Below are 12,134 nucleotides of genomic sequence, written 5' to 3'. Positions count from 1 at the left end.
ATTGCTGATAATGGCTAAGTAATACCAACCTGCATAAATCTTTGATCAATTTAACGAATTAAATTGCACTATAACGTCGTTAAAAATTTTTTATTTAGAACAACTAGATATAAAAATTTTTGCCTAGTTCTAGCGTAATTTTCTTAACGTTAAATAGACCCCATATATAAGCAGATTGGTATAACAAGTTTTGTCTTGTTATCGATACGATTTTCTTATTTCAAAGTAGATTATTTAATTAAGAGAATTGGTATTATTTGAGCTTTTATATAGGTGAAATTAAAAACGCCTAATAAATTAGGCGTTTTTAATTATGCTTTATGCTTCATTAAGCGTTCTTTTTCACGCGACCAGTCTTTATCTTTACCGTCTTCGCGTTTGTCGTGTAATTTCTTACCTTTTGCCAAATGAAACTCAAGTTTTACCCAGCATTTTTTCCAGTACATCGCTGTAGCTATTAAAGAATAGCCATCGCGCTCTGTTGCACCGAATAAACGGTCAAGTTCGCGTCTGCTTAATAGCAATTTACGATAACGTAGCGGGTCGCAAATTACATGGGTCGATGCACTTATAAGTGGCTGAATTTGACTGCCAAGTAAAAATGCTTCGCCATTTTTAAGATGAATATAAGTTTCTGTGATATTTACTTTACCAGCTCGGATACTTTTAACTTCCCAGCCTTGTAGTTCAACACCCGCTTCAAACTTATCGTGTAAAAAATACTCATGTCGCGCTTTTTTGTTTAGCGCGATGGTATTACTTGTCGATTTTGATGAATTTTTCTTAGCCATAGTGCCCTATAATATACGTAATGTGAGATGTTTTACATCGATTTTTTTAATAATGCTTTTAAAAATTTAGCTTTAATTTAAGCAGCATGAAAATTTGGGGAAACGCGCAAAGCTTGCTAAAATTCGCCCACACAGTTGGGAGTGAGTATGCCACAAATAGAAAAAAGTGCGCTGGTTATGTACAGCACTAAAGAGATGTTTGATCTAGTTAATGATGTAGAAGCTTATTCACAGTTTTTACCAAATTGCTCAGACTCAAAAATTGTTTCACAGCACGATAATAACATGACCGCGAGTTTAGAAATATCTAAGGCGGGTATAAAAAAGTGGTTTACCACCGAAAACACCTTTGTTGATGAGCAAACCGTGTTACTGCGCCTTGTTGATGGTCCGTTTAAGACCTTAAAAGGGCGCTGGCATTTTCAAGAGCTTGACGCCAAAGCATGTAAGGTTCATTTGCACCTAGAGTTTGAATTTTCAAGTAAGTTAATAGAGCTTGCCTTTGGAAAGATTTTTAACGATGTAGCAAAAAATATGGTGAGTGCATTTACTCAACGTGCAAAACAGGTTTATGGAGCGCGAGTATGATTAATGTTGAAGTGGTCTTTGCATTACCGACCACGGCCACGTGTTTATCAATTGAAGTGCCACAAGGGACTACAGTCGAGCAAGCTGTTATTCAGTCAGGTATTATAGAAAAGTGCCCAGAAATAGATGCCACATCGCTAACGTTAGGTGTGTGGAATCGAACTGTAAAAGCTAACTATGAATTAAAAGACGGTGACCGTATAGAAATATACCGTCCACTAATTGCAGATCCTAAAGATGCCCGCAGAAAACGTGCAGAAAAAGCAAAAGAAGAGGGGCGTGCAAATAAAATAACGGGTGGTCGCCCACTCGAGAAGTAATACCAATCGGCATAAACTTCGAACAATTTAACAGATTAAATCACACGCTAACGTCTTTTAAAATGGTAAAAGCTTTTTAAGTAAACCAATAAAAAAGGTGAGCCATGCTCACCTTTTTTACTACCTGAGACGTTTATTGCTCTAGCGGTGTAGTAAAGTTTTCAGGTTGGTCATAATCACCTGAGATTGAAACTAACTTTTCATTTTCAAAGTTAATTACTAACTCTTTATTTTGTTCGTTTTTACGGCCTTTATTAAAGCTGTAAATATAGCGCCAAGTATTGTTATCAAAGGCGTCCTCGGCAATAGGTCTACCTAATACATAAACAACTTGCTCTCGGGTCATATTTACACGAAGTTTTTCAACATCCGATTGCTCTAAAAAGTTACCTTGTGGAATGTTAATTCGGTATACCCAGCTAGAGCAACCTGCTGCTGAGCTAAGTGTTAAAGCGACGATAAGCCAAAGAGAAAAAGTTTTTAACGACTGCATTGTTAGTTGTGATCCTTATTTTTTATAATCTGCATGATACCGATTAGTCACTGAAGGTAAAACCCTTTTAAGCAATTGTTTTATGTTAAGGGCGTTAAGGTAATGTTTTGACCACTGATAATGAAAAAAGTTTACAGCATATTGAAACGAATATTTTAAAAACTGAGTCTACTTGGTTTTTATATATAGTTGAAACACGATTTGGTCATTGGTACACAGGGATCACGACTAATGTTGAAAAACGCTTTGCAACTCATCAAGCTGGTAAAGGGGCTAAAAACCTTAGAGGAAAAGGGCCTCTTTTACTTATCCATCAACAACAAGTAGGTAATAAAAGTGAAGCAAGTAAGCTTGAGTATCAATTAAAAAAGCTCCCTAGAGCTAAAAAGGAAGCGTACGTTTTAGCATTTAATACTGGCGATAGCAAAAGTACTTAGTTTGTGTAAATTAAGCATATTCGTTATGAGCAAAAACTATCTTCGAATATAGCTTATGCTCATAGCTGGCGTGTAATATCAGAGCTGCTTAGCGATGCTGTTCAAAGGTAGCTACAAGCGCATCAAGTGTTTGTGCACTGTTGGCTAAGTCGCGAATCGCTTGCTCTGTATTGATTTGTTCGCTCATTGCTTTATCGCTAATTTCGCTAATTTGCTCAATATTACGACTTACATCGGCAACCACATTACTTTGCTGCTCAGTTGCAGTCGCTATAAGCGTAGCCATATCGTTTATTTGATTTGCTGTTTCGGTTATCGTATCAAGTAATTCAACAGAGCTTTGCATTGCACCAACGCTTTGCTGAGCTTTATCTTTCGATTGGCTAATATCATTAACTACATCATCAGATATTTTTGTAAGCTCTTCAATCATAGATTGAATTTCGGTGGTTGATTGCGATGTACGGTTTGCCAGTGCACGTACTTCATCAGCAACAACAGCAAAGCCGCGTCCGTGTTCACCTGCGCGAGCAGATTCAATTGCAGCATTTAAAGCAAGTAGATTAGTTTGATCCGATATGCCTCTAATTGAGTCAACAATACTTGCAATATCAACCGTTTTTTTAGAAAGCAAAGTAACTTGCTCTGTTATGCCATCAATATCGCTGGCAAGGGCTGATATAGTTACTTGGCTTTGGAGTACTTGTTTATGGCTTTGAATAGTATTTTCGCGGCTGTTATCGGTTAACTTAGCTGTATTTGCTGCGCTTTGCGCTATTTCTTGTACTGTAGCGCCCATTTCGTTGATTGCTGCTGCGACAGATATTGTTTGTTCTTTTTGGTTGTCTATTGCTTGGGAGTTCCGTTTTGCTTGTTCAAATACATGATCAGAGCTTTTTCTAATATCGTGACTTTCGCTCGCAACTTGAGTAATCGCTGTTTCTATTTTATTTATAAACTGGTTAAAGCCGTTACTTAGATTGTTAAGCTCTGGTTGGCTCGATTCTGGTAAGCGGTATGCTAAATTTGCATCGCCAGAGCCTAAGCGTGAAAATAACTCAGCCATTTTAGAAAGTGGAGATGAAAGTGAGCGAGCAAGCAAATAACTGATTAAACTCGCAACCAATGCTGTAATTACCGTAAAAGTAAATATTTGCCATTGCAGGGTGTTTACGCTTGCGAAAACTTCACTTTTTGGCACTTGGGCTACAACATATAAATCGGTGTTTTTAATAGGCATAGCAGCTACAAGTGTCGGTTCGCCATTTAAATTAATTTCTTCTAGTGCAAAGCCATTACTATTAAATAGTTGGCTGTGAATATTTGCAGTATATAAATCATCAATGTTTGCTTTAGCTACTTTACTTGCATCTTTATGAAGCTGAATCAATCCACTTTTATCTGCAATGAATACAAAGCCTGTTTGCTCAATTTTAAATTGCTGTAATAGCTTTTGCATATCAGTGATGCTTTTTGCAAGACCTGCTAAACCAGTCCCATTAGCTTGCTGATGATTTACAAACATTTTCACATCATTGGCTGACTCTTGATAAATACTGATAGAGTAAGGTTGTTTTGATTGCTTAAAAGCAAAGAACCAGCCATCGGCTGCATCGTTTTTTAACACACGCAAAAACCCATTCTGGTTCCAGTACTGTGCAGTGTCTCTATTTGCCCAAGATGCTGTGGCTAAATCGTATTGCTGGGCAACGCGATTTAATTCTTTTAATAGTAATGTATCGTCTTGGTTGTTTGATTGAGCCCATTGTAAAATAAATTCGTTTGATGATAGTTGCTGAGCAGCACCGAGTAACTCGTTGATTTCACCGCCTATGTGATTGCTGATTGTTTGCAGTTTACTAGGGAGCTCTGACTCAATCATACGTCGCTCAATAATATCCTCTGAGCTGTGTAGGGAAGTCAAACCAATCAGTGCGGCTACGCATATAGCAATAACACTGCCTAAAGCTGTGATTTTTTGAGTGATCGAAAGATTTTGTATCGTCATGATATTAATTAATTTTACAACTAAATAGAAAAACATATTAGCACATTATTTATTTGGAACTAAATATTGGCTAAGCAGAATAGGCAAAGATATACCAGATTGATTAAAGTTTTATTAACAGGCATAAAAAAGCCCACATGCAAAAAGCATACGGGCTTGGTTTCTAACAAGCGAAACATTTATTGTTTAGGGTTAAACAATCTTTTTCATTGCTGACATGTAGCCACGTAATTTAGCACCTACTTTTTCAACTGGGTGTTCGCGCAATGCAGCGTTAATTTGAATTAATGTTTGGTTATCAACTTGGTTACTGTGCTCGCCAAGGCCTTTACCGATAATGTCTGTATCAACGTTTTTCATAAAATCAGCAAGTAATGGTAAACATGCATGGTTATATAAATAACAGCCGTATTCTGCAGTATCAGAGATAGTACGGTTCATTTCAAAAAGCTTTTTACGCGCAATAGTATTGGCGATTAATGGCGTTTCGTGTAATGACTCGTAGTAGGCCGACTCTTCAATAATGCCGGCTGCTGTCATGGTTTCAAATGCAAGTTCAACACCTGCTTTAACCATTGCTACCATTAAAATACCGTTATCAAAAAATTCTTGTTCAGAGATTTCTACATCGCCAGCAGGGGTCTTTTCAAAGTTAGTTTCTGCTGTTTCTGCGCGCCATTTAAGTAAGTTTACGTCATCGTTATTCCAGTCTTCCATCATAGTGCGTGAGAAAGTGCCGTCGATGATGTCATCTTGATGCTTATTATAAAGCGGGCGCATAATTAGTTTTAGCTCTTCACTTAGTTCAAACGCTTTTACTTTTGCTGGGTTTGAAAGGCGGTCAAGCATGTTAGTAACGCCGCCGTACTTAAGTGCTTCGGTAATTACTTCCCAGCCGTATTGAATTAGTTTTGATGCATAACCCGCATCAACGCCTTTTTCTACCATTTTATCAAAACATAAAATAGAGCCAGTTTGTAACATGCCACATAAAATGGTTTGCTCGCCCATTAGGTCAGACTTAACCTCAGCAATAAATGATGATTTAAGTACACCTGCGCGATGTCCGCCAGTACCCGCTGCATACGCTTTAGCTTGTGCTAAACCAAGGCCTTGAGGGTCATTTTCTGGGTGAACTGCGATCAGAGTTGGCACACCAAAACCGCGTTTGTATTCTTCACGTACTTCAGAACCAGGACACTTAGGTGCAACCATGATTACAGTAATGTCTTCACGTACTTGCATGCCTTCTTCAACGATATTAAAACCATGAGAGTAAGCAAGTGTAGAGTCTTTTTTCATAAGTGGCATAATTGCACTTACTACAGCGGTATGTTGTTTGTCTGGTGTTAAGTTAAGTACTACGTCAGCGGTAGGAATTAATTCTTCATAAGTACCAACAGTAAAGCCGTTTTCAGACGCATTTAAAAATGATTGGCGACGCTCAGAAATAGCTGAAGCACGTAATGTGTAAGAAACATCTAAACCAGAGTCACGTAAGTTTAAGCCTTGGTTTAAACCTTGTGCGCCACAGCCTACAATAACTAGTTTTTTACCTTTAAGTGCGTCAACGCCATCGGCAAATTCGCCTGCGTCCATAAATTCACATTGCGCTAATTGCGCTAATTGCTCGCGTAAAGGTAAGGTATTGAAATAATTCGCCATTGTTAGTGTCCTATAAAGTCATGTTTGTTAGATGCGCAAGGTTTATTGCGCTTACAAACACCATATGTAAAATCGTTGCTTGCGTAAAATGATATATTTGAATTAAAGTGTTTCATAATATGAAATACTGGGTTTGGCATGGATCATAAACATTTAAACTACTTTTTAGCACTGGCTAAAACACTTCATTTTGGACGCGCAAGCGAGCTTTGTCATATAAGCGCACCCACTTTGAGCCGCAATATAAAACACTTGGAAGAAGAGGTAGGTGTTGCATTATTTGTACGCGATAACCGCAGTGTTAAATTAACGCGTGAGGGTGAGTCGTTTATTGATTACGCCACAGCAACGCTTGCTAATTGGCAGCGTTTTAAAACGAATGTGAAAGACCCACAACAACATATTTACGGCAAAGTAAGTATTTATTGCTCGGTTACTGCATCTTATAGTTTTTTACATCAAATATTAGAGCAACTTCGTGCGCAGCATCAGTATATAGAAATAACATTAAATACAGGCGACCCTGCACTTGCTATAAACCGTGTGTTAGATGGGCATGAATTAATGGCTATTGCAGCTAAGCCAAATAAGTTACCGGCGCAAATTGCTTTTGTAGATATAGGGCATTCTCCACTTTTATTAATTGGACCAAAAATTCAATGTCCGATCACAGAAAAATTAACACACAATAGTGATGGCATTAATTGGTCTGATTTAGAATTTATTGTGCCAGAACAAGGTTTTTCTCGCCAAAGGTTAGAACACTGGTGGCGCAAAAATAATATTCACGGGAAAATTTACGCACAAGTTGCTGGGCACGAAGCAATGGTATCTATGGTGAGCTTAGGATTAGGTGTCGCAATGGTCCCTAAAATAGTGCTAGATAACAGCCCGCTGCAAGATAAAGTACAAATACTAACACCAAAAATGCAAGCGCCTGATGGGTTTGATATTGGTTTGGCAGTATTAAGGAAAGAGTTAAATGACCCTGCAATCAGTGCTTTGTGGAATATTGCGCAAACTTTAGATGCAAAAGCGATTTAATGCGCGCAGAGAATAAGCAAGTTAGTTAAATAGTATGAATATAGGTTGCGTATAAGTTTACTATTACTTAACATTGAGCGCTAATAATAAAAACAATGACGCTTGAGAGTTTATTTATGAACCACGCCGTATCACTTGCTCATTCTGCTCAATGCCTAAAAAAGGCGATTCCTTTGATGGTAAAATACCGAATGCCGGTTACACCCATCAACTATGCAATTTGGTACTGTTATATTCAAGGAAACAAACCTTCATTAAATGCTGAGTTAGACCATGTTATTGCTCTGCAACAAACATGTTCACAAGACAAAGCAAAAGAAATTTTTGATAAATATTTAACGCAAGACGATCTCGTTTTTTTTCAAGAAATGACTGAAAAATTTCATACAACTATGGAGCAAGTTCAGCAAGATATAAGCACAACGCTTGATCACTCTAAAAGCTTTACGACGAGTTTAGTCGACTCACAAAATGAATTAAATATGCTTGTTGATGTAAACTCTTACAATGAGATACTAGGTTGTGTTGAGCGTTTAACCGACGATTCTATTGCAATGCAAGATTATGCTCGGGAGTTTCAGACTAAATTAGCCGTTGCCTACAATGAAATAAAAGATTTAAAAGAAGCACTCAATATTTTAAAGGAAGCAGCCGATACCGACACGCTTACGGGTTTTTATAATCGAGGTAAGTTTGATTCTGATATTGTAAACTTTTGCCTCGAATACTCAGAGCAAGCGCAAGAAGACTCTCTTGCCGTACTCATTATGTTTGATATTGATCATTTTAAGCGCTTTAACGATGATTTTGGCCATCAAAAGGGTGATGAAGTCCTTAGGCTAGTTGCTAAAAAAGTGAGAGAAAATACAACTGAAGCTGCAAATGTGTATAGATATGGTGGCGAGGAGTTTTGCATAACAGCCTACTTTGACACTATTAACGATATAATAGCATTTGCAGATTGTATTCGTTTAGCAATAGCAAAATTGGCGATTCGTAAAAAGCATGATGTAACTGCAAAACGTGCTATTTCAGCAAGTTTTGGCTTAGCAATTTTACGGCCATTTACAAATAGTTCTGTTTTAGTTGAGCGTGCAGATAGAGCCTTATACATTGCCAAAACACATGGACGAAATCGTATAGAAATAGCCCCTGATATTTAATAAGTGCCAGAGGTTTCTGATTTATTTGGGTTAAAGCCGCTCAATTTAGGGCGATTTAATCCAACTTCAGTTTTGGTAAACAAGCAGGTAAAACCCAATAGAGCTTTAGCGAGTTAGCTCTTAGTAATTTTTTATTTGAATAATTGCATTTGCTACGTAGTGCCTCATTTTCAAAGGATCTTAAAGTACTATTAGTCAAAAATTACACAAGCAACTCAAAATATAGTCCTTAGACACAACTACCTTGAAAGATAAATAGTCCGAAAAGCATAAAGTTAACATTTTTGTATACAAATTGTGAATAATTGTAACCAGCTAGAGCTAGTTTAAAAAGACCTTGCTAGTATGGGGAACTCACTTATTTTGATACTTTGATTTACGCTGATGCGGTATGCCTTCTCATTATTAACAGCTCTATGTTTTAGCACTTTGTTTGTTTGCCTTTCGGTGCAAGCAACACAGGCAAGCAAGCATGCTGATGATTATACAGAGCAAGATATAACAACCGATCGTCTGCATTTGAGTTTAAGCGTGGGGGCTGGAGTTATAACCAACCCTTTGCATGGTGGAGATAATATTCCGCTCGTGCTTATTCCTCAAGTTGCGTTTTATGCAGAGCAATGGTTTTTTGATAATGGCCGTCTTGGTTATTCATTTTTGCAAACCCCTAAGCATCACTTTAATCTAGTTGGTGAACTCAACTCTGAGTCTCGCTTTTTTATAGACTGGCACCCTAAAAATGTATTTACACTACAAAGTAGTGCCCTCAACAATCAGTTCGTAATGCAAGATGAAGCCTCGTCCTCTCGCTATGTTAATATTGATAATTTACATAAACGGCAAATTGCACTGGATGCGGGTATTGCATATCACTATGTAAATGAAGACCATGTTTTTTCGGTTCAGGCTCTGCATGATATAACCGATGTTTATCGAGGTGTACGCGCAGCATTACAGTGGCAGTATCATACTGTGATAGGAAAGCTCAAAATAAAGCCAACACTTGGAATAAACTATAAATCTGCGGAACTAAATAGCTATTTTTATGGACTTAATGAGGGTGAAACTCAATTTGGCAAAATAGACGTTGGTAGTAGTTGGCAACCTTATGCTAAAATCGACGCCCGTTGGCCACTGAGTAAGGCTGACTCTCTTCGTTTTCATGTAGCATATTACGACTATTCGGCTATGGATGGCAGTCCGCTCTTCGAACGTACTTATTCAATGACTGCATTTATAGGATTCGATCGTACTTTTTAATATGAAGTATTTAATATTAGTTGTCTTTATTACCACTTTTTTTAGTGGTTTTAGTGTGGCACAAACCCCTTTTTTTAGCGTTTCTCCAAAAGTCTGCGTTGTCTCTGAACAGCAGGGTTTTTGCGATCTTGATTTACAATTTAAATGGCAATTAAACGCCTACAGTGATGTCTGTTTGTATCAGCAAGAGCAACGGCTTCAATGCTGGGAGCAACAACTTTCTGGGCAATTTAATTATAAAGCGCGTGTTCAGGTGGAGACCATATACTCCTTAATCAATCCTCATACGGGTGTGTTAATAGCAAAAACACAGGTTGAAGTACAAAGCGCCCATGCTAAAAAAAATAGGCGTAGGCTTCGCTCTCCGTGGAGCTTTTTTTAATTTAGGAGCAACTAATGCCAAAAATTTTACTTGTTGAAGATGATCTCGGTTTACAACAACTAACAAAAGATTACCTTGAACATAATGGCCTTGAAGTCGAAGTATTAGACCGTGGTGACGAAGTGTTTAATTACTTAGAAAACAATACACCCGATTTAATGATTTTAGACGTTATGCTGCCAGGTAAAGATGGCTTTAGCGTTTGCCGCCAAGTAAGAGATAAATTTACTCTACCAATTTTAATGTTGACTGCTAAAGGTGAAGATTTCGACCAAGTACTTGGCTTAGAGCTTGGCGCTGATGATTATGTAATAAAACCAGCAGAGCCACGTGTATTACTAGCGCGAATTAATGCATTACTGCGTCGTGGACAACCCATGGTAAAATCAAGCGAAGAGCTCCAGTTTGGTGATTTAGTCATTGATAAAACAAGTCGTATTGTAAAACTAAGTGATTCGGAGATTGTATTAACTTCGCACGAGTTTGAGTTACTATGGCTATTAGCGTCAAATGCGGGTGAAGTACTAAGTCGAGAACATGTGCACCAGCATATGATTGGCCGCCAATACGATGGACTTGATAGAACTGTGGATGTACGCGTATCACGAATTCGTAAAAAATTAGGCGACAACAGCGATAAGCCATATCGTATAAAAACTGTATGGGGACAAGGCTACTTATTTGTTTCTGATGCATGGGATCTTTAGAACTATTTAAGGTTAGTCGGCTTTAATGGGAAAACTGTTTACCAGCTTATATTTATATATCATCGTTTCTTTGTTTGTAGTAAGCGGTGTTATAGAGCAATTGTGGCCTTACGAAGAGTCGCAACAACAGGTCTTCTTAGATGATGAGTTTGGGCAATCACTCTGGTTGCTCTCACAAACTCCAAATGGTCTTAAAAAATTAAAGCACAACTTTGAAAGTAAAGTGATTGAACGACGTGATTTAATACTCCCTCAAAAACAACAATCGCAGCTCAACCAAAACCACTACTTATACTTATACGATAAGCAACAACGCATTGTTTGGTATGTAGATCTCGGTAATGATTCATTACTTCAAGTAGGACCGGTAGGTGTATTAACGCAGGAATCATCTTCTGTTTGGCCGTATTTATTACTACTTATTATTGTAGGTATACCTGTTGGGCTGTGGAGCTTTTTACTATGGCGCGACTTTGCAAAGCTACGTAAAGCGTGTGAAGCGGTAGAGGGTTTGCAAGACTTTCAACTAAACGACTCTTCTAAGTCTTTCTTTTTACCTATTACTGATACATTAAAGGTAATGCAGCAACGTATTGAGTTTTTACTTAGTGCGCAGCAAGAACTTACCTCATCGGTGTCGCATGAGTTTAGAACACCACTAGCACGTTTAAAGTTTGCAATTGTAATGCTGCAAGAACAAATGCTTGACGAAAAAGGTGAGAAATACTTAACAAACATGCAAACAGACATTAGCGAGCTTGAGTCACTAGTTTCTGAAATGCTCGAATACGCGCGATTAGACTCTCAACAACCTAGTTTACAGCCAATAAACTGTGACTTAGCTGGGCTGGTAAAAACAACTGTTGAAAAGCTAAACTTTGAAGCCCGAACAACGCTCTCCGTAAACCTCCCTGAGCATTTAAGTTATTACTGTGATAGTCACTTTATGGCGCGAGTATTTCAAAATTTAATTGGCAATGCGCTCAAATACACTCATAAACAAGTTAAAATTTCATTGCTACAAGAGACAAAACACATCGTATTGATTGTTGAAGATGATGGTGAGGGGATAGCTCCCGCTGAGCGAGAAAATGTATTTAAACCTTTTACTCGACTAGATAAAAGTAGAGGCAAGGATACCGGTGGTTTTGGTTTAGGACTCGCTATAGTTGCTAAAATTGTGTCGTGGCACCAAGGAGAGTGTAAAGCAGAAAGCTCAAGCTTAGGTGGTGCTAAATTTATTGTATATTTACCCCTCAAATTAAAGACATAAAAA

At 37.9% G+C, this 12,134-nt stretch carries 13 protein-coding genes; 9 read left to right on the top strand and 4 right to left on the bottom strand.

Annotated features, from left to right (window positions below):
- Positions 1-311: 311 nt before the first annotated feature.
- A complete protein-coding gene (smpB, locus tag I6F66_RS00440) occupies positions 312-791 on the bottom strand; it encodes an SsrA-binding protein SmpB (RefSeq protein ID WP_010553883.1) in 480 nt (159 codons plus the stop codon).
- Positions 792-938: 147 nt separating this feature from the next.
- On the opposite strand from smpB, the gene I6F66_RS00435 reads away from it, so the two are divergent.
- Entirely contained in the window at positions 939-1,379 is a 441-nt protein-coding gene (locus I6F66_RS00435; protein ID WP_007584120.1) for a type II toxin-antitoxin system RatA family toxin, read from the top strand.
- Positions 1,376-1,699: an RnfH family protein gene (locus tag I6F66_RS00430; RefSeq protein WP_007584122.1), complete on the top strand. Its 324-nt coding sequence runs from the start codon at positions 1,376-1,378 to the stop codon at positions 1,697-1,699. Before I6F66_RS00435 ends, I6F66_RS00430 begins: the two co-directional genes overlap by 4 nt.
- 133 nt (positions 1,700-1,832) lie before the next feature.
- Here the strand turns inward: I6F66_RS00430 and I6F66_RS00425 are convergent, their stop codons facing one another.
- Entirely contained in the window at positions 1,833-2,192 is a 360-nt protein-coding gene (locus tag I6F66_RS00425; protein WP_004335706.1) for an outer membrane protein assembly factor BamE, read from the bottom strand.
- Between the two features lie 107 nt (positions 2,193-2,299).
- Here I6F66_RS00425 and I6F66_RS00420 point away from each other — a divergent pair, with 107 nt between their 5' ends.
- Positions 2,300-2,629 carry a GIY-YIG nuclease family protein gene (locus I6F66_RS00420; RefSeq protein WP_165728714.1) on the top strand — a complete coding sequence of 110 codons (330 nt, stop codon included), beginning with the start codon at positions 2,300-2,302 and terminating at the stop codon, positions 2,627-2,629.
- An 88-nt stretch (positions 2,630-2,717) separates the two neighbouring features.
- Here I6F66_RS00420 and I6F66_RS00415 read toward each other — a convergent pair whose 3' ends face one another.
- Complete coding sequence (locus I6F66_RS00415; RefSeq protein WP_165740782.1) at positions 2,718-4,637, bottom strand: methyl-accepting chemotaxis protein; 1,920 nt, start codon at positions 4,635-4,637, stop codon at positions 2,718-2,720.
- A gap of 192 nt (positions 4,638-4,829) precedes the next feature.
- Positions 4,830-6,302 carry a ketol-acid reductoisomerase gene (ilvC, locus tag I6F66_RS00410; RefSeq protein WP_024589917.1) on the bottom strand — a complete coding sequence of 491 codons (1,473 nt, stop codon included), beginning with the start codon at positions 6,300-6,302 and terminating at the stop codon, positions 4,830-4,832.
- A 138-nt stretch (positions 6,303-6,440) separates the two neighbouring features.
- Here ilvC and ilvY point away from each other — a divergent pair, with 138 nt between their 5' ends.
- The 6 genes from ilvY to I6F66_RS00380 all read left to right on the top strand — a co-directional run bounded on the left by ilvY (position 6,441) and on the right by I6F66_RS00380 (position 12,131).
- Positions 6,441-7,346 (top strand): HTH-type transcriptional activator IlvY, encoded by a 906-nt coding sequence (gene ilvY, locus I6F66_RS00405; RefSeq protein WP_165728716.1) that lies wholly within the window; start codon positions 6,441-6,443, stop codon positions 7,344-7,346.
- 116 nt (positions 7,347-7,462) lie between these two features.
- The gene (locus I6F66_RS00400; protein WP_197208440.1) at positions 7,463-8,509 is read left to right on the top strand and encodes a GGDEF domain-containing protein; all 1,047 of its coding nucleotides are present in this window, start codon (positions 7,463-7,465) and stop codon (positions 8,507-8,509) included.
- A gap of 447 nt (positions 8,510-8,956) precedes the next feature.
- Complete coding sequence (locus tag I6F66_RS00395) at positions 8,957-9,769, top strand: MipA/OmpV family protein (protein WP_165728717.1); 813 nt, start codon at positions 8,957-8,959, stop codon at positions 9,767-9,769.
- A 1-nt stretch (position 9,770) separates the two neighbouring features.
- The gene (locus I6F66_RS00390; RefSeq protein ID WP_197116694.1) at positions 9,771-10,151 is read left to right on the top strand and encodes a DUF3019 domain-containing protein; all 381 of its coding nucleotides are present in this window, start codon (positions 9,771-9,773) and stop codon (positions 10,149-10,151) included.
- Positions 10,152-10,165: 14 nt separating this feature from the next.
- Positions 10,166-10,858, top strand: a complete 693-nt coding sequence (locus tag I6F66_RS00385) for a response regulator (protein WP_007584133.1) — start codon at positions 10,166-10,168, stop codon at positions 10,856-10,858.
- A gap of 25 nt (positions 10,859-10,883) precedes the next feature.
- Positions 10,884-12,131, top strand: coding sequence for an ATP-binding protein (locus tag I6F66_RS00380; protein ID WP_165740783.1), 1,248 nt, complete (start codon positions 10,884-10,886; stop codon positions 12,129-12,131).
- The last annotated feature ends 3 nt before the right edge of the window (positions 12,132-12,134 follow it).

Origin of the sequence: Pseudoalteromonas sp. NZS100_1, from assembly GCF_015864285.1 — a bacterium.
Taxonomy (GTDB): Bacteria; Pseudomonadota; Gammaproteobacteria; order Enterobacterales; family Alteromonadaceae; genus Pseudoalteromonas; species Pseudoalteromonas arctica.
The sequence above is the reverse complement of the archived record's forward strand: the minus strand, read 5'-3'. Positions and strand labels throughout refer to the sequence as shown.

Bases quoted from the DNA above. Each gene is read 5' to 3' on its own strand.
- smpB (WP_010553883.1), bottom strand. From the start codon at position 791: ATGGCTAAGAAAAATTCATCAAAATCGACAAGTAATACCATCGCGCTA.
- I6F66_RS00435 (WP_007584120.1), top strand. From the start codon at position 939: ATGCCACAAATAGAAAAAAGTGCGCTGGTTATGTACAGCACTAAAGAG.
- I6F66_RS00430 (WP_007584122.1), top strand. From the start codon at position 1,376: ATGATTAATGTTGAAGTGGTCTTTGCATTACCGACCACGGCCACGTGT.
- I6F66_RS00425 (WP_004335706.1), bottom strand. From the start codon at position 2,192: ATGCAGTCGTTAAAAACTTTTTCTCTTTGGCTTATCGTCGCTTTAACA.
- I6F66_RS00415 (WP_165740782.1), bottom strand. From the start codon at position 4,637: ATGACGATACAAAATCTTTCGATCACTCAAAAAATCACAGCTTTAGGC.
- ilvC (WP_024589917.1), bottom strand. From the start codon at position 6,302: ATGGCGAATTATTTCAATACCTTACCTTTACGCGAGCAATTAGCGCAA.
- ilvY (WP_165728716.1), top strand. From the start codon at position 6,441: ATGGATCATAAACATTTAAACTACTTTTTAGCACTGGCTAAAACACTT.
- I6F66_RS00400 (WP_197208440.1), top strand. From the start codon at position 7,463: ATGAACCACGCCGTATCACTTGCTCATTCTGCTCAATGCCTAAAAAAG.
- I6F66_RS00390 (WP_197116694.1), top strand. From the start codon at position 9,771: ATGAAGTATTTAATATTAGTTGTCTTTATTACCACTTTTTTTAGTGGT.
- I6F66_RS00385 (WP_007584133.1), top strand. From the start codon at position 10,166: ATGCCAAAAATTTTACTTGTTGAAGATGATCTCGGTTTACAACAACTA.
- I6F66_RS00380 (WP_165740783.1), top strand. From the start codon at position 10,884: ATGGGAAAACTGTTTACCAGCTTATATTTATATATCATCGTTTCTTTG.